The 22,029-nt window shown below is 41.3% G+C and carries 24 protein-coding genes; 15 read left to right on the top strand and 9 right to left on the bottom strand.

Annotated features, from left to right (window positions below):
• Positions 1-326 precede the first annotated feature (326 nt).
• The 11 genes from MP387_RS08735 to MP387_RS08685 all read left to right on the top strand — a co-directional run bounded on the left by MP387_RS08735 (position 327) and on the right by MP387_RS08685 (position 9,901).
• Positions 327-1,256: an ABC transporter permease gene (locus tag MP387_RS08735; protein WP_242746465.1), complete on the top strand. Its 930-nt coding sequence runs from the start codon at positions 327-329 to the stop codon at positions 1,254-1,256.
• A gap of 13 nt (positions 1,257-1,269) precedes the next feature.
• A complete protein-coding gene (locus tag MP387_RS08730) occupies positions 1,270-2,193 on the top strand; it encodes a carbohydrate ABC transporter permease (protein WP_000818344.1) in 924 nt (307 codons plus the stop codon).
• Positions 2,194-2,301: 108 nt separating this feature from the next.
• Positions 2,302-3,786, top strand: a complete 1,485-nt coding sequence (locus MP387_RS08725; protein ID WP_242746462.1) for an ABC transporter substrate-binding protein — start codon at positions 2,302-2,304, stop codon at positions 3,784-3,786.
• Between the two features lie 160 nt (positions 3,787-3,946).
• Positions 3,947-4,636: a CPBP family intramembrane glutamic endopeptidase gene (locus MP387_RS08720; RefSeq protein WP_242746456.1), complete on the top strand. Its 690-nt coding sequence runs from the start codon at positions 3,947-3,949 to the stop codon at positions 4,634-4,636.
• A 68-nt stretch (positions 4,637-4,704) separates the two neighbouring features.
• Positions 4,705-5,001: a bacteriocin immunity protein gene (locus tag MP387_RS08715; protein WP_049520551.1), complete on the top strand. Its 297-nt coding sequence runs from the start codon at positions 4,705-4,707 to the stop codon at positions 4,999-5,001.
• 131 nt (positions 5,002-5,132) lie between these two features.
• Positions 5,133-6,119, top strand: coding sequence for an oxygen-dependent tRNA uridine(34) hydroxylase TrhO (trhO, locus tag MP387_RS08710; protein ID WP_242746453.1), 987 nt, complete (start codon positions 5,133-5,135; stop codon positions 6,117-6,119).
• A gap of 15 nt (positions 6,120-6,134) precedes the next feature.
• A complete protein-coding gene (locus tag MP387_RS08705; RefSeq protein WP_002903981.1) occupies positions 6,135-6,443 on the top strand; it encodes a putative quinol monooxygenase in 309 nt (102 codons plus the stop codon).
• A gap of 195 nt (positions 6,444-6,638) precedes the next feature.
• Positions 6,639-7,475, top strand: coding sequence for a helix-turn-helix transcriptional regulator (locus tag MP387_RS08700; protein WP_242746450.1), 837 nt, complete (start codon positions 6,639-6,641; stop codon positions 7,473-7,475).
• A 56-nt stretch (positions 7,476-7,531) separates the two neighbouring features.
• Positions 7,532-7,945 carry a VOC family protein gene (locus MP387_RS08695; protein ID WP_242746447.1) on the top strand — a complete coding sequence of 138 codons (414 nt, stop codon included), beginning with the start codon at positions 7,532-7,534 and terminating at the stop codon, positions 7,943-7,945.
• Positions 7,946-7,954: 9 nt separating this feature from the next.
• Positions 7,955-8,317 carry a TfoX/Sxy family protein gene (locus MP387_RS08690; RefSeq protein ID WP_242746439.1) on the top strand — a complete coding sequence of 121 codons (363 nt, stop codon included), beginning with the start codon at positions 7,955-7,957 and terminating at the stop codon, positions 8,315-8,317.
• 723 nt (positions 8,318-9,040) lie between these two features.
• The gene (locus tag MP387_RS08685) at positions 9,041-9,901 is read left to right on the top strand and encodes a DUF4299 family protein (RefSeq protein WP_242746436.1); all 861 of its coding nucleotides are present in this window, start codon (positions 9,041-9,043) and stop codon (positions 9,899-9,901) included.
• Positions 9,902-9,964: 63 nt separating this feature from the next.
• Here the strand turns inward: MP387_RS08685 and MP387_RS08680 are convergent, their stop codons facing one another.
• The 5 genes from MP387_RS08680 to MP387_RS08660 all read right to left on the bottom strand — a co-directional run bounded on the left by MP387_RS08680 (position 9,965) and on the right by MP387_RS08660 (position 14,121).
• Complete coding sequence (locus tag MP387_RS08680) at positions 9,965-10,927, bottom strand: DUF6574 domain-containing protein (RefSeq protein WP_242746422.1); 963 nt, start codon at positions 10,925-10,927, stop codon at positions 9,965-9,967.
• A gap of 62 nt (positions 10,928-10,989) precedes the next feature.
• Positions 10,990-11,919, bottom strand: coding sequence for a DUF4097 family beta strand repeat-containing protein (locus MP387_RS08675; RefSeq protein ID WP_242746420.1), 930 nt, complete (start codon positions 11,917-11,919; stop codon positions 10,990-10,992).
• On the bottom strand, positions 11,912-12,505 hold the full coding sequence (locus MP387_RS08670; protein WP_242746418.1) for a DUF1700 domain-containing protein: 594 nt from the start codon (positions 12,503-12,505) through the stop codon (positions 11,912-11,914). The genes MP387_RS08675 and MP387_RS08670 overlap by 8 nt, the downstream gene beginning before the upstream one ends.
• Positions 12,492-12,818 carry a PadR family transcriptional regulator gene (locus MP387_RS08665; protein WP_000273860.1) on the bottom strand — a complete coding sequence of 109 codons (327 nt, stop codon included), beginning with the start codon at positions 12,816-12,818 and terminating at the stop codon, positions 12,492-12,494. Before MP387_RS08665 ends, MP387_RS08670 begins: the two co-directional genes overlap by 14 nt.
• A 136-nt stretch (positions 12,819-12,954) precedes the next feature.
• Complete coding sequence (locus tag MP387_RS08660) at positions 12,955-14,121, bottom strand: CynX/NimT family MFS transporter (RefSeq protein ID WP_242746416.1); 1,167 nt, start codon at positions 14,119-14,121, stop codon at positions 12,955-12,957.
• 221 nt (positions 14,122-14,342) lie between these two features.
• Between MP387_RS08660 and MP387_RS08655 the strand changes: the two genes are divergently transcribed.
• The 3 genes from MP387_RS08655 (at position 14,343) to MP387_RS08645 (ending at position 17,823) form a co-directional block, all read left to right on the top strand.
• Positions 14,343-15,173 carry a glycosyltransferase gene (locus MP387_RS08655; RefSeq protein WP_242746414.1) on the top strand — a complete coding sequence of 277 codons (831 nt, stop codon included), beginning with the start codon at positions 14,343-14,345 and terminating at the stop codon, positions 15,171-15,173.
• A gap of 75 nt (positions 15,174-15,248) precedes the next feature.
• Positions 15,249-17,099, top strand: coding sequence for a nucleoside-diphosphate sugar epimerase/dehydratase (locus tag MP387_RS08650; RefSeq protein WP_042903043.1), 1,851 nt, complete (start codon positions 15,249-15,251; stop codon positions 17,097-17,099).
• 325 nt (positions 17,100-17,424) lie between these two features.
• Entirely contained in the window at positions 17,425-17,823 is a 399-nt protein-coding gene (locus MP387_RS08645; RefSeq protein WP_242746412.1) for a DUF805 domain-containing protein, read from the top strand.
• 87 nt (positions 17,824-17,910) lie between these two features.
• Here the strand turns inward: MP387_RS08645 and MP387_RS08640 are convergent, their stop codons facing one another.
• From MP387_RS08640 to sdaAB, 3 genes are read right to left on the bottom strand one after another with little or no spacing between them, the layout of a single operon-like run.
• The gene (locus MP387_RS08640) at positions 17,911-18,540 is read right to left on the bottom strand and encodes an HAD-IA family hydrolase (RefSeq protein ID WP_242746410.1); all 630 of its coding nucleotides are present in this window, start codon (positions 18,538-18,540) and stop codon (positions 17,911-17,913) included.
• Positions 18,541-18,561: 21 nt separating this feature from the next.
• Complete coding sequence (gene sdaAA / locus MP387_RS08635) at positions 18,562-19,434, bottom strand: L-serine ammonia-lyase, iron-sulfur-dependent, subunit alpha (RefSeq protein WP_242746408.1); 873 nt, start codon at positions 19,432-19,434, stop codon at positions 18,562-18,564.
• 8 nt (positions 19,435-19,442) lie between these two features.
• On the bottom strand, positions 19,443-20,114 hold the full coding sequence (gene sdaAB / locus MP387_RS08630) for an L-serine ammonia-lyase, iron-sulfur-dependent subunit beta (RefSeq protein ID WP_000555868.1): 672 nt from the start codon (positions 20,112-20,114) through the stop codon (positions 19,443-19,445).
• A gap of 241 nt (positions 20,115-20,355) precedes the next feature.
• Here sdaAB and apf point away from each other — a divergent pair, with 241 nt between their 5' ends.
• Complete coding sequence (apf, locus tag MP387_RS08625; protein ID WP_242746405.1) at positions 20,356-20,985, top strand: aggregation-promoting factor; 630 nt, start codon at positions 20,356-20,358, stop codon at positions 20,983-20,985.
• A gap of 51 nt (positions 20,986-21,036) precedes the next feature.
• On the opposite strand, the gene MP387_RS08620 is transcribed toward apf, so the two are convergent.
• Positions 21,037-21,900, bottom strand: a complete 864-nt coding sequence (locus MP387_RS08620; protein WP_242746401.1) for a helix-turn-helix domain-containing protein — start codon at positions 21,898-21,900, stop codon at positions 21,037-21,039.
• Positions 21,901-22,029 lie beyond the last annotated feature (129 nt).

Genomic DNA, 22,029 nt, shown 5'->3' with positions numbered 1-22,029 from the left:
GCTTCGCCTTGCCGTATAGATGTTACTGACTTCGTCAGTTTTATCTGCAACCTCAAAGCAGTGCTTTGAGCAACCTGTGGCTAGCTTCCTAGTTTGCTCTTTGATTTTCATTGAGTATAAAAACAAGAACAGTGTCCCTTGTTCAGAGTGTTTCTCGTGAAACCTATTTCTTATAAAAAACTTCTCCACAAAAAATAATTTGTGGAGTTTTTTCTATAATTAGTAGTTTAACCTGACCTTCAAATAGGAGTATACTAATAATGTAATCGTTATCAAACCTAAAAATTCGATGAAATCAGTTTTTAGGAATAAAAAGGGAGGAAATTATGAAAAAGTTTTCAAAGACCTTGAGAGATAACTGGATCTTTCTCTTGATGGTTTTACCAGGGGCACTCTGGTTGATTCTATTCTTTTACATTCCAGTATTTGGGAATGTGGTCGCCTTTAAAGACTACCATATGACTAGTAATGGTTTCATAGATAGTATTGTGAATAGTAAATGGGTCGGGTTAGATAATTTCAGATTCTTGTTTAGTTCAAAAGATGCCTTTATCATCACTCGAAATACCGTTCTTTACAATCTCGGGTTTATCTTTATCGGTTTGATTGTATCAGTAGGGATTGCCATTATCCTCAGCGAGCTCCGCTCTAAGAGAATGGTTAAAATTTTCCAAACGTCTATGTTGTTCCCTTACTTCTTGTCATGGGTTATCATCAGTTTCTTTACAGATGCCTTCCTAAACATTGACAAAGGGGTTTTCAACCATTTCCTAACATCCATTGGCATGAAGGAAGTCAACTTCTACGCTGACTTAGGTATTTGGCCATACCTTCTCCTTTTCCTAGGTATTTGGAAAGGCTTTGGATATAGCAGTGTCATGTACTATGCGACGATCATGGGAATTGACCCAACCTACTACGAAGCAGCAACAGTGGACGGGGCTAGCAAGTGGCAACGTATTCGCAACGTAACCATTCCTCAGTTGACTTCACTTGTGACAGTCTTGACCATCCTTGCAGTCGGAAATATCTTCCGTGCAGACTTCGGTCTCTTCTATCAAATCCCACATAATGCTGGTCAGCTTTACAATGTAACCAACGTTTTGGACGTATATGTCTTTAATGGTTTGACTCAGACAGCAGATATCGGTATGGCTTCAGCAGCCGGTCTTTACCAATCCGTAGTCGGTTTGATTCTGGTTATCCTATCAAACTTGCTTGCAAGACGAGTTGATCCAAACTCAGCTTTGTTCTAGAAAGGAGGAGAATATGGCAGAAAAGAAAATTAAAAAAGAAAAAATCGATAATGTCGGCATTCACTCCTTCAGTAAGAAAGCAGATATCTTCTTTAGTATTATCTCTGGTTTGATCGCTCTTTCTTGTATCTTGCCCTTTATCTTCGTTATCATCATTTCGGTGACAGATGAAAAGAGCATCCTCCAGTATGGATATAGCTTTTTCCCTTCGAAGTTCGGTGTAGATGGATTCCAGTTCCTAGCTCAGTTTAAAGATAAGATCCTCCAAGCGCTCTTTATCTCAGTTTTTGTAACCGTAGTCGGAACAGTGACCAACGTCTTCATTACAACCACTTATGCCTACGCCATCTCACGTACAACCTTTAAGTACCGCAGATTCTTTACGATCTTCGCTCTTCTTAGTATGTTGTTCAATGCTGGTTTGGTACCAGGCTATATCGTGGTTACTCGTCTGCTTCAACTGGGTGATACCGTTTGGGCCTTGATTGTTCCAATGCTCCTCTCACCATTCAACATCATCTTGATGCGTTCCTTCTTCAAGAAGACCATTCCAGAAGCTATTCTCGAATCTGCTCGTATCGATGGTGCTAGTGAAGCTCGGATCTTCTTCCAGATCTGTTTGCCATTATCACTTCCAGGTATCGCAACCATCACGCTTTTGACAGCTCTTGGTTTCTGGAACGACTGGTTCAACGCCCTTCTTTACATCAAGAGTGATAACTTGTATCCATTGCAATATTTGCTCATGCAAATCCAACAAAATATGGACTACATTGCAAAAGCAGTCGGCCTATCTGGCCAACTGGGAGTCGCTCTTCCAAAAGAAACAGGTCGTATGGCCATGGTTGTGGTTGCAACCCTTCCAATCGCGATTCTGTATCCATTCTTCCAACGCTACTTTGTTAAAGGTTTGACCATCGGTGGTGTGAAAGAATAGCACTTGCTGAGAAACACTGTTTCTCCCTTCCCAACTTCATCATAGCGATTGAAGTTAAAAATCATTAAATCGTTTATAAGTTTAAAAATAAAAAAAGGAGTTTTTATCATGAAAAACTGGAAAAAATATGCTTTTGCATCTGCTAGCGTAGTCGCTTTGGCTGCTGGTCTTGCTGCTTGTGGAAACCTTACAGGTAATAACAAAAAAGCTGCTGATACTGCTTCAGGTGAAAAACCTGTAATCAAAATGTACCAAATCGGTGACAAACCAGACAACTTGGATGAATTGCTAGAAAATGCAAACAAAATCATCGAAGAAAAAGTCGGTGCTAAATTGGATATCCAATACCTTGGATGGGGTGACTATGATAAGAAAATGTCTGTTATCACATCATCTGGTGAAAACTATGATATCGCATTTGCATCTAACTATGTTGTAAATGCTCAAAAAGGTGCTTATGCTGACTTGACAGAATTGTATAAAAAAGAAGGAGCAGAGCTTTACAAAGCACTTGACCCAGCTTACATCAAAGGGAACACTGTAAACGGTAAGATCTATGCAGTACCAGTTGCAGCTAACGTTGCATCATCTCAAAACTTTGCCTTCAACGGAACTCTTCTTGAAAAATATGGTATTGACATTTCAGGTGTCACTTCATACGAAACACTTGAACCAGTCTTGAAACAAATCAAAGAAAAAGCTCCAGACGTAGTACCATTTGCGGTTACGAAGAACTTTATCCCATCTGATAACTTTGACTACCCAGTACCAAACGGACTTCCATTTGTTATCGACCTTGAAGGAGACACTACTAAGATCGTAAACCGTTACGAAGTGCCTCGTTTCAAAGAACATTTGAAGACTCTTCACAAATTCTATGAAGAAGGATACATTCCAAAAGACGTAGCAACAAGCGACACTTCATTTGACCTTCAACAAGACACTTGGTTCGTTCGTGAAGAAACAGTAGGACCAGCTGACTACGGTAACAGCTTGCTTTCACGCGTTGCGAACAAAGACATCCAAATCAAACCAATCACTAACTTTATCAAGAAAAATCAAACAACACAAGTTGCCAACTTTGTTATCTCAAACAACTCTAAGAACAAAGAAAAATCAATGGAAGTGTTGAACCTCTTGAACACGAACCCTGAACTCTTGAACGGTCTTGTTTACGGTCCAGAAGGCAAGAACTGGGAAAAAATTGAAGGTAAAGAAAACCGTGTACGCGTCCTTGATGGCTACAAAGGAAATACTCACATGGGTGGATGGAACACTGGTAACAACTGGATTCTTTACATCAACGAAAACGTTACAGACCAACAAATCGAAGATTCTAAGAAACAATTGGCTGAAGCTAAAGAATCTCCAGCACTTGGATTCATCTTTAACACTGACAATGTGAAATCTGAAATCTCAGCAATTTCTAACACAATGCAACAATTCGATACAGCTATCAACACTGGTACTGTAGACCCAGATAAAGCTATTCCAGAATTGATGGAAAAATTGAAATCTGAAGGTGCCTACGAAAAAGTATTGAACGAAATGCAAAAACAATATGACGAATTCTTGAAAAACAAAAAATCATAAGATTGATTGATTTCGTGTATTCATTCCTAATTCCTAAAAATGTGATCACTGCCTTCCTTAGTTCTCTAGGGGAGGTAGTGATTTTTGGGATGTAAAAATGAAAACAGTAGTTCTGAGGGGTTATGCGATGTGATACACATACATCTATAGGGGATTTATTATGAAAAAATATCGCCTTCTTTTCAAAATGAGTGCTGTCTTCTCTTACTTATTTTTCGTATTTGGACTTTCCCAGCTGACGCTTATTGTCCAAAACTATTGGCAATTTTCTTCCCAGATTGGCAATTTCTTCTGGATTCAAAATATCCTGAGTTTGCTATTTATCGGAGTCATGATTTGGATTCTGGTTAAGACAGACCATGGTTATCTCTTTCGCATTCCAAGAGAAAAATGGCTTTGGTATTCGATTTTGACAGTATTAGTGGTAGTGCTCCAGATCTCTTTTAACGTTCAGACAGCTAAATATGTTCAGTCAACTGCGGAAGGTTGGGCTGTATTGATTGGTTATAGTGGGACTAACTTTGCAGAGCTAGGTATCTATATAGCCCTGTTCTTTTTGGTTCCGCTGATGGAAGAGTTAATCTACAGAGGATTACTGCAACACGCCTTTTTTAAAGATTCGCGATTTGGTCTTGATTTGCTTCTTCCGTCCATTTTATTTGCTCTCCCTCATTTTTCAAATTTTCCTAGTCTGTTAGATATCTTCGTCTTTGCAACACTTGGAATCATCTTTGCTGGTTTGACCCGTTATACCAAGAGCATTTATCCTTCCTATGCGGTGCATGTGATCAATAATATTGTAGCGACCTTGCCATTTTTGCTGACTTTTTTACATAGGGTATTTGGGTAAAATACTGGCTGGAGAGTTAGGAATTATAGTTTTTCAATTTATAAGCGAATTTCAGGAGAAAAATGAGAATGACACCATTAAAATGGTTCGCTGGAGGTAGAGAAAGGCGTTGTGAAGCGATGACCATCATTGATCATCTATTGGAAGATATAAAGGCTGCGCCTCAACTTACTCCCTTGAAAAATCAGTTAGTGATTTATAAAAAACGATTAAAGGATGATGGAACCTCTACTCCATTTATTCTGAGCCAAATGAACGTTGACATCTCACGTGTGTTGATTGATAATAAGCTGGGTTTGTCAGAAAGTCAAGCTAAGCAAATCAAAAAATTGAGAGAATTATCTGCGATTCGCTATGGTTACTGATGAAGTGCAGGGGTAGGACTCTTTCTACAATTTCCGGTCAAATAAATTGCATTCGTTTTCCCAAGTGGGTATACTAGTATAGTTGAATGAAAAATTCTGAAAATTTAAGAATAGAAAAGAGAACAAATCTTATGGCAAAAGATATTCGTGTCTTACTTTACTACCTTTATACTCCAATTGAAAATGCAGAGCAATTTGCGGCAGACCACTTGGCTTTCTGTAAATCAATCGGCCTTAAAGGCCGTATCCTAGTCGCTGACGAGGGGATTAACGGGACTGTTTCAGGTGACTACGAAACAACTCAAAAATACATGGACTACGTTCACAGCCTCCCAGGCATGGAAGACCTCTGGTTCAAGATTGACGAAGAAAATGAACAAGCCTTCAAGAAGATGTTTGTTCGCTACAAGAAAGAAATTGTCCACCTTGGTTTGGAAGACAACGATTTTGACAACGACATCAACCCACTTGAAACGACGGGTGCTTACTTGTCTCCAAAAGAGTTCAAAGAAGCCCTTCTTGACGAAGATACAGTGGTTCTTGACACACGTAACGATTATGAGTACGACCTAGGACATTTCCGTGGGGCTATCCGCCCAGACATCCGCAACTTCCGTGAGTTGCCACAATGGGTTCGTGACAACAAGGAAAAATTCATGGACAAGCGTGTCGTGGTTTACTGTACAGGTGGAGTTCGCTGTGAGAAATTCTCAGGCTGGATGGTCCGTGAAGGCTACAAAGATGTCGGCCAATTGCACGGAGGAATCGCAACTTACGGTAAAGATCCAGAAGTTCAAGGTGAGCTTTGGGATGGGAAAATGTATGTCTTTGATGAGCGTATCGCAGTCGATGTCAACCATGTTAACCCAACCATCGTAGGGAAAGACTGGTTTGATGGAACACCATGTGAACGCTATGTCAACTGTGGAAATCCCTTCTGTAACCGTCGTATCCTAACATCAGAAGAAAATGAAGACAGGTACCTTCGTGGATGCTCACACGAGTGTCGTGTTCACCCACGCAACCGCTATGTTTCAGAAAAAGAATTGACACAAGCAGAAGTAATCGAGCGCCTAGCAGCTATCGGTGAAAGCTTGGAAACAGTGGTAGCTCAGTAATAAGGAGAGATCCTAATGGAAAAATTTTGTGTTTATGGGAAATTAATGGCCCAAGAAGGAAAGGTGCAGGAACTTACTGCTTACATGCAAGAAGTTGTCAAAGAAATGCAAAATCTTGACACTTGTTTCTGCTATATCTTAGGTGAGAAGGCAGATGAACCCAACAGCATCTATATTTACGAAGTTTGGGAGAGCGAGCAAGCTCACAATGACAGTCTGACCTTGGAAGTTTTTCAAAATCTCATTGCAAAAGCTAGACCCATTATTGCAGGCATGGAAAATTTACATAAGCTGACAATTTTTGATGGTAAGGCAAGTTTCTAAATTCCTAAGAAAAACTAAAAACTTTAGGCGATTCAAACGTCTAAAGTTTTTTTCATCATTTATCTACAGGTAAAAGTCTTGTTGGACAGAGATTTGGGAAAGCAGACTATTTCTGTCGATTCTTGGGACATCTCGCGGAGTATCACTTGATTTCTGCTGTTTCGATGTTTTGTCCTTTCTTTTTGATTTGATATAATGAGCTTAAATAAATGGGAAAGGAGCAAGTCTATTTCTAAAGCTATCATGGAAAAAGTGGCAACTTATCTGCGTCAGCATGCAGATGAAGAACTGAGTCTGACTGATTTGGCTCAGTATTTCTATTATAGTCCTTCCCATCTATCCAGAACTTTCGAGAAAAAGATGGGCTTTTCTATCAAGCAATATGTGGAAGCTCTTAAGATGGAAAAAGGGATTCAGGAGATTGTAGAAAGCCGGCAAAATGTGACCGAGACCTCTATGGAAGCTGGTTATGATAGTCTAGGCAGTTTTTCCAATACTTTTAAGCGGCATACTGGACTTTCGCCTAAAAAATATTATCAGGAATCAACCAAGGTTTATGATTTTATGGTCAAACAGTTGGATGAAAAGGGAGCTTTGTTGCATCAGGATCCTGACCACAAAAGTGGCAATCGGTTGACTGCGGCGCTATCTTATCCTGAGGGGTATGAACCACGCCTTAGCTGTGTCGGGTTGTTTAAAACCCGAATACCCAAAGAAGAGCCGGTTATCGGAGTAGCACTGAGTCAGGAGAGCCGGTTTACTTTTGAAAATGTACCAGATGGCCACTACTATCTTTTGGCCTGTGAATTGCTGGAGGATTTACGCCTAACTAAAAACTATGTTTTGAAGCATAACTTTCGCTGGGGCAGCGATGAGCCTCTCACTTTTGCAGGCGATAGCATCTATCAAGAGGAAATCAGCATGCGGAGGCCATTGCCCAGTGATCCACCTATTACAGTTAATCTTCCAGTTTTAATCATGCGTTCCCTAGCCAAACAAGTGCAATTGAGAATAAGAAAATTTTTATCCTAATTGATAAACTGATACTAGAGATTTATTCTCAGATATAAAAAATTGGAGGAACAATAATGAAATTAGACGTGTTTTTAAGTTTTAATGGTCAGGTCGAAGAAGCTTTTCGTTTTTATGCTGACCTTTTTCAGACAGAGATTAAGGGACTTGTCCGAGCCAGTGAGATGATGGATCCAGCTGACCTTCCTGCAGAAAAACGGGATAAGCTTGCTTGGATTGCCTTAGATACGGAAAACTTGACCCTGAATGGTGAGGATGTAGGCATTTTTAACGACCTATCTATTCCCAGCAATCATCAGCCCAATCAATGGTTAGTTCTGAGCCCAGACAGTAGAGAAGAAGTCGATGAGCTCTTTGCTAAGCTTGCTGAAGGTGGGCAAATTCTCTATCCTTTAGAGGAACAAGCTTTCGCAGAGTTTTATAGCCGCTTGATTGACCGTTTTGGTATCGGCTGGGATGTGATGAAATGAGGTAGAAGGATGGCATATAGTGAATCCTTAGCCCAGCAAGTCCGTGCCATTTTAGCTACTGAACTTCCTCCTCATATTTTTGAAGAAGAGGTAGAAGAGAAGAAGATGTTTGGTGGTTTGGCTTTTATGATCCAAGGTAAGATGACAGTGACTGTGAGTTCAGAAAAGGGTCAAGAGCTTGTCATGGTCCGCATCGGTAAGGAACTGGAAAAGCAGACTCTGCCTAAAAATGGTGCCAGTGTGACTTTAATGAAGGGTAGGCTTTATCATGGCTATATTGATTTAGATGGTGAAGCACAAAAAGAACTGTCTTACTGGATCAATCTAGCTTTGTCCTACAATCAGGAGATGGCACAGCAGGATAAAAAGTAAGAAGAGCTCAGAATGAGTTTTTGCTTTCTTAGAAGTTCATTCATTGCTTTTCTATGAAATTCAGATATATTCTCAGAATATGTATTGATTTTGTGACTTTAATTAGAAAGATTTTATGAAAATAAATCCTATACGAAGAAATGATGCTAAGAAGGAACATGTAGGCAATTAAATTGATAGGCAAATTCAAAAGATATATGAGATTATAAAGAAATACTTACCCTTAGTTATAAGCGTAATATGGACGAAATGCTTGAACATCTAAGTTACGATTCCAATTATTCGTGTAGATACTTTGATAATAAGGAAGAAAAAATAAAATTTTCAAAGATCCAATTTGTAATAATTGATAAGGAAGAGGTTATTTTTGTCTCATCATCTTATGCGTCTTATCCATATTCTTTGAAAGGAATTGGTGGGGCTATTTAGAAAATATTTTGAACAAGCATGGCAGTTAGCTACAAATTAAAGTCGGATAGCAATATAGATCAGGACAGTATAAGCTATATAGAATTTACTTACAGAAAATAAAGACGATTCCTTTGGTCGTCTTTATTGCATTTCTAGGGTATGTGAATACCGATTACTTTTAGTCTGCTGAATGTCAAGCAATTTTCAAGGGCTGTTTTTCTATGCTTTTTACCAAAAAATCTAAAATTTGTTTCTGTATCTTTCAGGAAAATAGGGTATACTATGTGTAAACGATTTCAAAGGAGGCCAGTTATGGCGAAAACATTTTTTATCCCAAATAAAGAAAGCATTCTAGGACAACAGGAGGTCTTGACTGCCAAGTCCATCTTGGCCTTGGTGGAGGGCTTGGAGTCGCATAGTTATGATGCCGTCTATCTCCGTCAGCCCCTCAATCGTCTCGAGTACATGGAGTGTGGGATTGTAGGTCAGTCGCAATTTCTCTTCAAGGTCAACTATGCGGATAGTCGAAAAGGCTATCAAGTGGTGATTCCAGACTTCCTTACCAGAGCAGACTGGGAGATTGTAGAAGCTCTCCTCCAAGCCCTATCAAACAAGTTGTGGCAAGTGGTAGAAGGGTTAGAAGGATTTGACTTTGAAGCTTATTTCCGAGAAACAGTCAAGAATTATCTAGCTGATAAAGCGACTCGTCTAGTCTATTGCCAAGGGCTCTTGTCCCTTATCTATCTCAACAAGGAATACCTCGAGAGCTTTTTGGCTGAGGATGGATTGGCACGTTTTGAAGAACTAGTCAAGAAGGTTCAAGGATCTGATGCCTACCTTGCCAGTGTAAAATTTTACCCAGACGCCCAAGGCAAGGTACACGGTATCTATCACCTAGCCCAGGGAGTCAAGACGATTTTGCCAAAGGAACCCGTTGTACCAGCTCCTTATACCGAGCAGCTGGCAGGCAAGGAGCTTGTTTGGGAGATTGACCTAGTGACGATTTCTGGTGATGGCTCAAAAGCAGAGGACTATGAAGCCATCGCTCGCTTGGATTATGAAAAATTCCTAGAGTCACTACCAACAGCATTTTATCAGCAACTAGATGCTAATCAATTAGAAGTACAACCCATCCTAGGACAAGATTTTGAGGAATTGGCAAGCATCGAGTAGGCCTTGTTTAAAAAATAGTTAGTATAAAAAATCCCTGTCATTAATAAATGGCAGGGATTTTGATTAAAAGAAGGTCAGGATGCGAAGGTAGTCTACTGTTAGCGCAAGCTCTGCAATGAAGAAGGGTAAGAGAATAGCGCCATCAAGTAAGACAGCTAGCAAGAAACGATAAAATGGGTCAAGGCTACTGGTCTTACTTGGCTTGCTAATCACAAAGAGATTGCCGAGGGCAAAGATGGCCATGCTTAGAAGAGTGAGGATACCAGCAAATCGTAAGCCACCAAAGAGTGCAAAGAAACTTGCTAGAGCTGTTAGGACAAGTGGGATAGCAAAGAGTCTGCTATACCGATCGCAAGCTTCTTGTAAGGTGAAGTCGCTCTCCTGGTCCAGTACACGTCGGACAGTAAAGCCTCCCAGAATGATAGAAAAGTAAAATAGAGCGCTAGCGACCAAGATAGAAAGTCCAGCAAAGAGATCTAAAGGAGGGAGCTGGTTAGGTAAACTATTGGCAATAGAGGCCATATAGCCGTAGTAGAGGTGCTTGATATGATAGATACTAAAGAAAAGGTTAATCGAGGATAGCAAGGTGAGTAGGGCAAAGACACTATAACGATGCCTTTGGTCCGTAGTTTTGCTGGTAGTTGGTTCTTGGATAGCATCCAGCAGCCAAGTCCAAAATAGTGCGATTTCTTCTTTGAATCGGGCTGTTTTACGAGGGTCAATATCTGGGATATAGGGGCTTTCTAAAGCCTTGCTGAGGATACTTTTCTCTTTTGCAGGGGTTTCTTGCTTGTGTTCCTCTTCAGCTTTCCCTTCTCCCTCTTCCTTGGTTTGGGCTTCCTCAATCATTTCGGGAGCTTCCTCCTCATGTATTTCTAACTCTTTAGGTGAGACAGAAGTTTCTTCGCTTACTTGTGGTTCATCTTCCACAGTTTCCGAAGTCTCTGGCTCGTTGGGCTGGATTTCTGATTTTGTCTGAGGTGATTTCTTCTCAAGATCGGCACTTTCAAACCATTCTTGTGTCATGGTGGAACCTCCTTTTTTATGGTCGTTTTCTATCTTTAGACTAGCAGATGAAAGCGTTTTTGTCAATGGTTTCTAGACGGAGCAGAGTGCTCCTCTTTAGGTAGGTAGATATCCTGGTTGGCTTTTGCAATGAGTAAATCCTTGATATCTGCTTTTTCGGTTTTATAAGGGTTGGCAAGTACATTCTCTTTTTGTCCACGATGTTCTTCTTTGGGTTGACGATAGATACCACCATGCTGAGAAGAAATTTCTAGATTGATACGGTCGGTCTCTTTCTGGGAGAGAATGAGTGTTAGAGTGGAATGGGCCTCTAGCTCAACCTTGCCGTGGACCTTGATATTCTCAGCATAGATGTGTTCCCTTTCCGTCTTGACCTGGCTATCTGTAAATTCGGTATCAAAGATATTGATGATATGAGGTGTCGTTAGTGTACTATTCTTGATAGAGCTTTCTGTTATTCTTAAGAGGTAGCCTTTTGTTTTGATTGTCGCATTTTCAAGATTGGCTTGACGAATATTGGTTTGTCCACGATTGGCTGAAACGGTGATTGCTTGCAGCTTTCTTCCTTTAGGTAGGGAGAGAATGACTTCGTCAAAACGGTGAGAATAACTGCTGGCAATACGAAGTAGACCTTCGATTCCTGAACCTAGAAAGCGATGTTGGGAGGCTTGTTTGTCAGTGACGCTCAGTGTTTTGTCACTCATGCCAGTAGTCAGATCGTGACGACCAGACACGGAAGGATGATAGGTGATATGGATCTTGTCATCTACAGACTCTGTGATGGTTAGGCTATGTTCCTCAAGGGTCAAATCAAGTTTTTCCACTTCATTTCCAAAGGTCACTTCTTCGATACGATTGTCATAGACGGGGTCTTTTGACATGGCAAGCAAACTTTGAATACCATTGGACTGGGCGCCTACAATGATCATGATAAAACCAAGGATTGTAGAAACCACACCAAAAATGAGAAATCCTTTTGTCAATTTACGCATGTCTGTCACCTCTCTTTCCTTTTTTAAGAATCCATTGCACCAAGCGGACGATCAGGAGCCCAAAGAAACGAGCTACATAGGAGATGCCCAGTAGAACAAGAGAAGAAGCACCGATAGAAAGCAAACCGGCCCCCAAAATCAAGATAAAGGCAGATTTGGCTTCGACTAGGACGCTAAAGCTCTCTACGATAAAGAGTCCACCTAGCAGGATACCCGTCACAGAGACGGTAAAGAAGGCTAGAATGACGGAGGCAGCCGCGATAAAAATACCGATGATAGCCATGAGGATGCCAATCCCGACCGGAATTCCGATAGGAGCTACTAGCAGGGCCAGGAGGGCAATGTGTAGCAGTTGACGGCCATTCTTTTGAGCAGGGGCTTCATTGACTTTTTTATCGAGAAGATCAGAGAGGACATCATGGGCAGCTTCTTTTGGTGTTCCTAGACTGGCAATGAGTTCTTCTTCGCCCTCTGGACCTGCATCGTCAAATAGTTCCTTAAAGTAGTCCATGGCTTCGATGCGGTCAGCTTCAGGCAGTTTATTGAGATAGGTTTCTAACTGAGTCAGATAGTCAGTTCTTGTCATGGCGGATACTCCCTTCTATAATGCCGTTGACGGTGTCGGTATAGAGCGTCCACTCTTCCTTTAGAGTAACGAGCTGCTCTACGCCCCGATTGGTCAAGGAGTAGTATTTGCGCATACGCCCCTGAAACTCTCTAGAGTAGGTGGTCAGAAAGCCACTGGCTTCCAATTTTTTGAGAATGGGATAGAGCGTAGATTCTTTGATATTGGCGATGAGTTTAATGGTTTGGCTAATCTCATAACCATAAGAATCCCCCTGCTCCAGTACAGCCAAGATGAGAAACTCAATCAAGGCAGAGGATGTTGGGAAGTACATGGGAAACCTCCTTTATATTATATAAAAATTTTATATATACTCTTTTCAAATATATTGTATCTCAAGTTGAAAGCCCTGTCAAGAAATATGTGTAAAAATTTTATATATAAAAAAACTCCTAGTAAAAACTAGAAGTTTAGAGGATTTTATCAGCTCGATCCACCATAAAGAGTGAGATGGTCATGAGGATATCGATGACTAGAAGGGCAAGGACAGCTGGGATCCAAGATTGGAAAAGGTCAAAACTATAACCAAACAAGGCAGGACCAAAGGCCGCCAAGATGTAGCCCCCTGTTTGCGCTAGTCCTGATAGCTGAGCGGTCTTTTCAGGAGAACTGGTTTTAAGAGAAAAACAAACCATGAGGTAGGGGAAGAGGGCACTGCATGCCGTTCCAATCAAGAGATGGACGACTAGCCAGTAGAGGAAATTATTGGTTGGATACAAGAGCATGGCAATTCCTGTCATCCCAGCGATAGAGATAATTGCCAGCATGATTCGACGGTGGGCATCTGATAGACGAGTCGTCAGACTTGGAACAGTCATTGAAAAAGGAATGCTGATGAGTGAGAAAATAGAAGCGAGGAGAGCCGCATCACTATTAGAAATACCAGCACTAACAGCCATAGTTGGCAACCAAGTCATACTTGTATAAAAGAGTAAGGACTGAAGCCCGCCAAAGATAATGATAGCCCAGACATCTTTACTTTTTAGAATATTCTCTTTGACTTGCTTTTCTTTTTGGCTTTCTAGGTGGTGGTTGTGGCGATGATTTGGCAACCAGACTAGCAGAGTGACCAGACAGAGAAAGCTGAGAACGAGGATGAGTCCCTTCCAAGAACTAGCTTGGGTGATAGGGACCGAAAGATAAGAAGCGATGGCTGTCGAAATTCCCATGGCAGTGACATAGAGAGTTGTTAGGAAACTAATCTTTTGAGGCTGATTTGCCTGGATCATACTTGGGAGGAGTACATTGAAGATCGCAATGCTTGCTCCCACAATTAGGGTCCCTAGATAGAGAAGGGGAAGATTGAAAATCCGAATGACAGAGCCAACAGTTAAGAGGAGGAGACAGTATGTAAAGAGGTGTTCCAACCCGATTTTTTGTGCCAAGCGGCTTGCAAAAGCAGAGAAAAGAGCAAACATCAAGAGAGGGAGACTGGTTAAAATCCCAAGAGAGCTAACCTCCACTCCTAGTCCCTGAGCGATATCTCCTAAAATAGTTGGAAGAGCAGTAAAAGGAGAGCGTAAAACAGTTCCGATTAAGACAATTCCTAGAACAAAAAAGAGTGATTGTTTTTTCATAAAAACCTCGATAGGATGATTTTAATAACAGCTTATTTTAAGGTTTTTTCCTTATAATGTCAAGTAATGACAGCCAAGACAGATCAATCAATGAAAGTGAAAATAAAGTGAAAAGGGACGGATTTCTTTACTAGAATTTTCCTTGATTTGATATAAAAATAGGAAACTAGGAAATTTTGTGATAAAATAGTGGAAGGAAATCTATACATTGGAGAAAAACTGTGCCTGAAAAGCAAAAAATCAGCGTCTTGATGTCGGTCTATGTAAAGGAAAATCCGACGTTTTTAAGAGATGCTATCAAAAGTGTTCAAAACCAAACCTTGAAACCGAGCGAACTTGTTCTTGTTGAGGACGGCCCGCTCACACCCGAACTCTATCAGGTGCTAGATGAAGTGGAAGCTCAGTCAGACATTCCAGTTAAACGATGCCCCTTAGAACAAAACCAAGGTTTAGGCTTGGCTCTTCGATACGGTGTTTTACAGTGCCAGTATGACATTATTGCTCGCATGGATACGGATGATTTAGCTGTTCCGGATCGTTTTGAGAAACAGCTTCAGCTAATGGAGAAAGAAGATCTCGATCTCTTAGGCGGCCATATCGCAGAGTTCATTGACAATCCAGATGAGATTGTATCTTATCGTCGTGTTCCAACTCAGCACGCAGACATTGTGGCTTATCAGAGAATGAGAAGCGCTTTTAACCATATGACAGTCATGTTTAAAAAGGACATGGTCCTCAAGGCGGGCAACTATGAAGATGGCCTTTACATGGAGGATGACCTCCTTTGGCTCAATATGATTGCTGCAGGTGCCAAGACTGGGAACCTAGATCAAATCTTGTGTAAGGTTCGTGTCGGTGCAGGGATGTTTGAGCGTCGAGGTGGCTTGCATTACCTCAAACTCTATCGTCAAGCTCGCCAACGGATGCTTGAGCGAGGGCAAATTTCTTACATGGAATATGCTAAAAGTGTAGCCATTCAGGCAATTGTTGCACTTTGTCCAGGCTTTGTACGTCAGTTTATCTTCGTCAAACTTTTAAGAAAGAGAAAGTAAGCCCCGATAGACTGAATGATTCAGGTTATCATAACAACAGTATCATCTGACTCTTTTAAGGGGGAGTAAATTCCTATGAATAAAAAACTAACAGATTATGTGATTGATCTGGTTGAAATTTTAAATAAACAGCAAAAACAAGTGTTTTGGGGGATATTCGATATTCTGAGTATGGTGGTTTCCATCATCGTATCTTATATCTTGTTTTATGGCCTTATAAATCCTGCGCCTGTGGATTACGTGATCTACACTCTTTTAGCCTTCCTCCTCTATCAAATCATGATTGCTTTTTGGGGGCTAAATGCTAGTATCAGTCGTTATAGCAAGATTACGGATTTTATGAAAATCTTTTTCGGAGTGATGCTCAGCAGTGTTCTTTCTTATGGAATCTGCTATGCCTTCCTTCCATTGTTTTCTATCCGTTTCATCGTACTCTTCATTTTGTTGAGTACCTTCCTCATCTTGCTTCCTCGTATCACTTGGCAGTTGATTTATTCTAAACGTAAAAAAGGTAGTGGAGATGGAGAACACCGTCGGACCTTCTTGATTGGTGCTGGTGATGGTGGTGCCCTCTTTATGAACAGCTACCAACACCCAACTAGCGACCTTGAGCTAGTGGGGATATTGGATAACGATGAAAAGAAAAAGGGACAAAAACTAGGTGGCATCCCAGTTTTGGGTTCTTATGATAATCTGCCTGAATTAGCTAAACGTCACCAAATCGAGCGTGTCATCGTAGCGATCCCTTCGCTCGACCCATCAGAGTACGAACGCATCTTGCAGATGTGTAATAAGCTAGGCGTCAAATGTTACAAGATGCCTAAGGTTGAGACAGTCGTTCAAGGACTCCATCAATCAGGCAGTGGCTTCCAGAAAATTGATATCACAGACCTTTTGGGCCGTCAGGAAATTCGTCTTGACGAATCGCGTCTAGGTACTGAGATTACAGGCAAGACCATCTTGGTGACAGGAGCTGGTGGTTCGATTGGCTCGGAGATTTGTCGCCAGGTTAGTCGCTTCAATCCCGAGCGTATTGTCTTGCTTGGACATGGTGAAAACTCAATCTATCTCGTTTATCATGAATTGATCCGTACATTCCAAGGGATTGATTATGTTCCTGTTATTGCAGATATTCAGGACTATGACCGACTCTTGCAGGTGTTTGAGCAGTACAAACCAGCCATTGTCTACCATGCTGCAGCCCACAAGCACGTTCCGATGATGGAGCGCAATCCAAAAGAAGCCTTCAAGAACAATATCCTCGGGACTTACAATGTTGCCAAGGCTGTTGATGAGGCCAAAGTACCTAAGATGGTCATGATTTCGACTGACAAAGCGGTCAATCCACCAAATGTTATGGGTGCGACTAAGCGCGTGGCAGAATTGATTGTCACTGGCTTTAACCAACGTAGCAAATCAACCTACTGTGCAGTCCGTTTTGGGAATGTTCTCGGTAGTCGTGGTAGTGTGATTCCTGTCTTTGAACGTCAGATTGCTGAAGGCGGTCCTGTAACGGTGACAGACTTCCGTATGACACGTTACTTCATGACCATTCCAGAGGCTAGCCGTCTAGTAATCCATGCTGGCGCTTATGCCAAGGACGGAGAAGTCTTTATCCTTGACATGGGCAAACCAGTCAAGATCTATGACTTGGCTAAGAAAATGGTTCTTCTAAGTGGGCACACGGAAAGTGAAATTCCAATCGTTGAGGTCGGTATCCGACCCGGTGAAAAACTCTATGAGGAACTCTTGGTTTCGACCGAATTGGTTGATAACCAAGTCATGGACAAGATTTTCGTTGGTAAGGTAAACGTCATGCCGCTAGAAGCCATCGATCAAAAGATTGAAGAATTCCGTTCACTCAGTGGAGATGAGCTCAAAGAAGCGATTATTTCCTTTGCAAATGAGACAACCCATGCTGAGTAAGAGTGTCCATCTACCTTCATAATGAAACAACTATCGCCAGTTTTCTGAGAGAATCGGAAAGCTGGTTTTTAGAATAGCAAACTAGAGATGGATCCACCTACCACATGAAAATTTCCCTCATTAAAGAAATCCGTGGCAGTTGGAAGATGTATAGATATGCGACAGTGTGATAAAGCGTTTTCTAATTCGAGAAAAATTATAGAATAGTAACTGTTGAGATCGAGAGAAATCCTTGCATACTCCATTGACTTGGTGTCCCAATAGACCTTGTAAATTATGATAAATTATGATAAACTATACAAATAAAAATAAAGGAGATTATTGTATGTTTAATGCTTATAAGAACTTTTGGAAGGGTTATGTAAACTTTACTGGTCGTTCGACTCGTTCGGAGTACTGGTGGATTTATTTTACGAACTTATTAATCTGTCTTCCTGCTTATACGAAATATCATGCTGCAGTGTCAACTCGTCCGTATAACATGGAGGCAATTCGTAGTTTACAAGCTATGGGTGGTTTTTACCTCTTTTTAGCGGCTATTCTCATGTTGCCTTCTATCGCTGTGACTGTTCGCCGCTTACGAGACGCTGGTTTCCACTGGGCCTTTATCTTCATTGCTTTGGTTCCTATCGTTGGACCGATTGCTCTTATTGTGATGCTTGCTTGGCCAAGTAAGAAGGATGAAGATGCAGATACTGAAGAACAGGATCAAATTACTGCTTAAGCATAGAGTTGATTCCTTCTGATAGTAACAACATATAAAAAATACTCCTCAACCTAGTTCACTAGTGTTAGGAGTATTTTTGTATGGTTAGAGCTGGCTAATGATATCGTCAATGGTACGGGCAATCCAGTCAGGCTGATAGCTGAGTAAATCATCCTCTTCTCCAAATCCCCAAGTAACAGCAAACTTTTTAATGCCAGTTTCTTGGGCTCCGATCATATCAAACTTGGTGTCGCCAATAATGAGAACTTGGTCTGCATGGAGTTGATGCGTTTGCAAGGCGTAACGGATGACATCCGCCTTATGTAGCGTTTCAGGACTAGAGCCGTAAATGCCGTCAAAGAAATGATGAATTCCCAGATTTTTAGTCATATCATGAGCAGTAGGAGTATTCTTTGTTGTAGTGATGTAGAGAGGGTAGTTTTGTGAAAGTTCTCGGAGTAATTCCGTTATTCGGGGGAAGAGTTGGGCTTCGTGAATCCCTTTTTCCTTGTAGTAAGAACGATATATTTGGACAGCTTCTGAGATTTGTTCCTGGGGAAGGCATGTTGCAAAACTACTTTCAAGGGGCGGTCCCATAAAACCACGAATGGTTTTGGCATCAGGGCGTGGAACTCCTAGCTCTTTAAAGGTATGGGTAAAGGCATTGTGGATCCCGAGGGAACTGTCAACCAGGGTTCCGTCTAGATCAAAAAAGATTGCTGAGATAGAGGGCATAGTTTCTCCTAATAGATAAGCTTATTCTCCGAAGATTTCTTTTTGTAGGCGGCGACCAGTAGGTGTAGCGGCGAGTCCACCCTCAGCCGTTTCACGAAAGGCAGTTGGAAGGCTCGATCCGACTTGGTACATGGCATCGATGACTTCGTCAACAGGGATCTTAGACTCGATACCTGCCAAGGCCATGTCTGCTGCGATAAAGGCAAAGCTGGCTCCCATGGCATTGCGCTTAACACAGGGAACTTCAACCAAACCAGCGACGGGGTCGCAGATGAGGCCCAACATATTTTTAATGACAAAGGCGATGGCTTGGCTAGCTTGATAGGGCGTTCCACCTGCAGCCAAGGTCAAGGCTGCGGCACTCATGGCAGAGGCAGAGCCAACCTCGGCCTGACAGCCACCTTCAGCACCTGAGATAGAGGCATTGTTTGCGATAACTAGTCCAAAGGCACCAGCAGCAAAGAGGAAATCCAGCTGTTCTTTGTGGCTGAGGTCTAGTTTTTGGATAGCAGCAGTGAGAACGGCTGGCAAACAACCAGCACTTCCTGCGGTTGGAGTAGCGCAGACCAATCCCATCTTCGCATTGTGTTCATTGACCGCGATGGCATTACGGGCTGCTGATAGGATGGTAAAGTCCGACAAGGCCTTGCCACTTTTGAGATGGCGGTCTAGTTTGGCTGCGTCTCCACCCGTTAGGCCACTACGGGATTTATTTTCACTGAGACCGAGCTCGACAGAGGCTTTCATAACTTCTAGATTGCGTTCCATGAGGAGGAGAACTTCTGGCCGTTCTCGACCGGTTAGTTGATATTCTGTCGCAATCATGAGTTCGGCGACATTTCCTTGGAAGTCTAGATCTGCTTGCTCAACCAATTCTTTGATAGAATAAAACATGTTTCCTCCTACTTAAAGAAATTGACATTGTGGAGATGAGGGATTTTTCGGATTTCTTCAATCGCCTCTTCGCAACTTCGACTATCGACTTCGATAATCATAATGGCTTTTTCTCCAGCTTTTTCTCGAGTCACATTCATCTGAGCGATGTTGATATCGAAACGAGAGAGGGCTTCAGTAACATGGGCAATCATACCTGGGACATCCTGATGCACGATGATAATGGTTGGTGTGTTCATGTTGAGAGAGACAGCAAAGCCGTTAAGCTCCGTAACTTGGATATTTCCTCCACCGATGGAAATTCCTGTCACACTGATGGACTTGTGTTCATTTTTCACAGTAATTTTAGTGGTGTTAGGATGAGGAGCGTTGCTGTCCTTCTGAATGGTCCAGACAATCTTGATACCACGTTTATGGGCAATCTCTAGGCTATTTGGAATATCAGGATCATCCGTATCCATACCTAATATACCAGCGACGAGAGCAAGGTCAGTTCCATGACCACGGTAGGTTTTGGCAAATGAGTTAAATAATTGGAATTCGACTTCTGTCGGCGTATCATCAAAGATGGAAGAGACGATTTTCCCGATGCGAACAGCTCCAGCAGTATGGCTACTTGATGGCCCAATCATAACTGGTCCGATAATGTCAAAGACAGATTGAAAACGAAGTGAGTGCATCTGTTTCCCCTTACAAAGATTCTTATATCTATTATATCAAAGAATGGACCTCTGCGCTTATTTCCCTTATCAAAAGCTTAAAATGATTAAAGATAGTATAAAATAAGGTCTTTTGTGACAAAAATCTACTTAAAACGGTAAATATAAAACATTTTTGTAATATTTCTACATAAAACCGTTAAACAACGGTAACATTTAAAAGGTATCATAGATATATCCAATGGAAGGAGAATTTTTAGATATGTCATTAACAACTAAAAAAATTAAAACAACTATCGCAGGAGTAGCAACTTTGCTTGCTTTCTTTGCTCCATCACTTGCATCTGCCCAAGAAACTGTAACTTACACAGTTAAATCAGGTGATACTCTTTCAGAAATCGCTGAGAAGTACAACACAACTGTTGAAAAATTGGCAGCAAAAAATAACATCAAAGATATTCACCTTATCTATGTTGACCAAGTTTTGGTTATCGAAGGAACAGCTTCAACTGTAGCTCCAGCAGCAACAACGGAAGAAACAGCTCCAGTAGCTACAGAAACAGTTGAAGAAGCTCCAGCAGCAACAACTTATGAGGCCCCAGCTGCACCTGCAACTCCAGCAGCTCCAGCAACAGAAAGCAACACTGCAGCAGCTTCTACTGTAAGTGGTTCTGAAGCAGAAGCCAAAGAATGGATCGCTCAAAAAGAATCAGGTGGTAGCTACACTGCTACAAACGGACGTTACATCGGACGTTACCAATTGACAGATTCATACTTGAACGGTGACTACTCAGCTGAAAACCAAGAACGTGTAGCAGATGCCTACGTTGCAGGACGTTACGGTTCATGGACAGCTGCCAAGAACTTCTGGCTTAACAACGGTTGGTATTAAGAACTAGCTAACAGAAAAATATGTAAAAGTCGAGGAAATCCCTCGACTTTTTTATATTTCCTTTGGTTGATGATAGGTCTCTACTTCTTTTTTGAGATGAGATAGCATGGAGGTTTCATCGGTTAGTTCCAGAAGGGAGAAACCTTTTTGGATAAGTTTAGAATCATCCGTACAAATCCCAATACGGACATAGCAGATAGCAAGCCTATCGTAGCTTTTCTTGTTCTTGGCATCCTCCAGTAAAGTGTAGCAGATTTGTTGGCACATGTTTTTATCTTGATTGTATAAGTAAATGGTAGAGAGGTTGAGTAGGATTGCCATTCGCAAGTCATATAAATGTTGGTAGTTTTTATAGACTTCTAAGCGTTGCAAGATTTTTCCAGTGATGAGATGGATATGTTCTATAGGAAAGGTAAAGAGAACGGTATTGAGAATTTTTAAGTCATTCTCGTACCAAGTGTCCTGCTTTTCTATCTTCTTCCATAGCTTCTTTACAGTATTGTTAACTTCGATTGACAGTTTTTTAGTCCCATTTTGGCGGGTATAGATAACAATTTCCAGCATATCTCGTATCTCTTTGATGGGGAGGTCGTGGTGAGTTTTGAGGTAGTCTTGACATTTTTGAAATAGTTTTTCGAGTTCACTAGTCCCTAGGATTGAGCTCATATTGAGATAGGTTTGCATAATTTCTGTGCGTTGACTTGGTTGATAAAGTTGACAGATATATTCAAACTCTTCAAAACTCATATTGACTTGTCGGAGAAGAAACTCCATATTTTCATATTTAGGAGTTGTTTTTCCACTTTCGATTTTTGATAGGCTGGTTCTTGAAAGGACGCTACCACAGACATCTTCTTGGGTTAATCCTTTTGACTCACGGATTTCTTTATAAACATTTCCAAAATCGTAGCGCATGATCTCCTCCTTGTTCGTGAAAAAAGTTAACAGAAAATAGAAACTGATTAAAAATATTGTATCATAGTAGTATAAAAAGTAAAAAAGAAATCTAAAATAAATTTGTGAAAAAAGGGAATAAATTCTACG

Source organism: Streptococcus oralis, from assembly GCF_022749195.1.
GTDB lineage: Bacteria > Bacillota > Bacilli > Lactobacillales > Streptococcaceae > Streptococcus > Streptococcus oralis_CI.
This window is presented reverse-complemented; position numbering and strand designations above follow the sequence as displayed.

Excerpts from the sequence above, each read along its gene's own strand:
- MP387_RS08735 (WP_242746465.1), top strand. The coding sequence starts at position 327 with ATGAAAAAGTTTTCAAAGACCTTGAGAGATAACTGGATCTTTCTCTTG.
- MP387_RS08730 (WP_000818344.1), top strand. The coding sequence starts at position 1,270 with ATGGCAGAAAAGAAAATTAAAAAAGAAAAAATCGATAATGTCGGCATT.
- MP387_RS08725 (WP_242746462.1), top strand. The coding sequence starts at position 2,302 with ATGAAAAACTGGAAAAAATATGCTTTTGCATCTGCTAGCGTAGTCGCT.
- MP387_RS08720 (WP_242746456.1), top strand. The coding sequence starts at position 3,947 with ATGAAAAAATATCGCCTTCTTTTCAAAATGAGTGCTGTCTTCTCTTAC.
- MP387_RS08715 (WP_049520551.1), top strand. The coding sequence starts at position 4,705 with ATGACACCATTAAAATGGTTCGCTGGAGGTAGAGAAAGGCGTTGTGAA.
- trhO (WP_242746453.1), top strand. The coding sequence starts at position 5,133 with ATGGCAAAAGATATTCGTGTCTTACTTTACTACCTTTATACTCCAATT.
- MP387_RS08705 (WP_002903981.1), top strand. The coding sequence starts at position 6,135 with ATGGAAAAATTTTGTGTTTATGGGAAATTAATGGCCCAAGAAGGAAAG.
- MP387_RS08700 (WP_242746450.1), top strand. The coding sequence starts at position 6,639 with ATGAGCTTAAATAAATGGGAAAGGAGCAAGTCTATTTCTAAAGCTATC.
- MP387_RS08695 (WP_242746447.1), top strand. The coding sequence starts at position 7,532 with ATGAAATTAGACGTGTTTTTAAGTTTTAATGGTCAGGTCGAAGAAGCT.
- MP387_RS08690 (WP_242746439.1), top strand. The coding sequence starts at position 7,955 with ATGGCATATAGTGAATCCTTAGCCCAGCAAGTCCGTGCCATTTTAGCT.
- MP387_RS08685 (WP_242746436.1), top strand. The coding sequence starts at position 9,041 with ATGGCGAAAACATTTTTTATCCCAAATAAAGAAAGCATTCTAGGACAA.
- MP387_RS08680 (WP_242746422.1), bottom strand. The coding sequence starts at position 10,927 with ATGACACAAGAATGGTTTGAAAGTGCCGATCTTGAGAAGAAATCACCT.
- MP387_RS08675 (WP_242746420.1), bottom strand. The coding sequence starts at position 11,919 with ATGCGTAAATTGACAAAAGGATTTCTCATTTTTGGTGTGGTTTCTACA.
- MP387_RS08670 (WP_242746418.1), bottom strand. The coding sequence starts at position 12,505 with ATGACAAGAACTGACTATCTGACTCAGTTAGAAACCTATCTCAATAAA.
- MP387_RS08665 (WP_000273860.1), bottom strand. The coding sequence starts at position 12,818 with ATGTACTTCCCAACATCCTCTGCCTTGATTGAGTTTCTCATCTTGGCT.
- MP387_RS08660 (WP_242746416.1), bottom strand. The coding sequence starts at position 14,121 with ATGAAAAAACAATCACTCTTTTTTGTTCTAGGAATTGTCTTAATCGGA.
- MP387_RS08650 (WP_042903043.1), top strand. The coding sequence starts at position 15,249 with ATGAATAAAAAACTAACAGATTATGTGATTGATCTGGTTGAAATTTTA.
- MP387_RS08645 (WP_242746412.1), top strand. The coding sequence starts at position 17,425 with ATGTTTAATGCTTATAAGAACTTTTGGAAGGGTTATGTAAACTTTACT.
- MP387_RS08640 (WP_242746410.1), bottom strand. The coding sequence starts at position 18,540 with ATGCCCTCTATCTCAGCAATCTTTTTTGATCTAGACGGAACCCTGGTT.
- sdaAA (WP_242746408.1), bottom strand. The coding sequence starts at position 19,434 with ATGTTTTATTCTATCAAAGAATTGGTTGAGCAAGCAGATCTAGACTTC.
- sdaAB (WP_000555868.1), bottom strand. The coding sequence starts at position 20,114 with ATGCACTCACTTCGTTTTCAATCTGTCTTTGACATTATCGGACCAGTT.
- apf (WP_242746405.1), top strand. The coding sequence starts at position 20,356 with ATGTCATTAACAACTAAAAAAATTAAAACAACTATCGCAGGAGTAGCA.
- MP387_RS08620 (WP_242746401.1), bottom strand. The coding sequence starts at position 21,900 with ATGCGCTACGATTTTGGAAATGTTTATAAAGAAATCCGTGAGTCAAAA.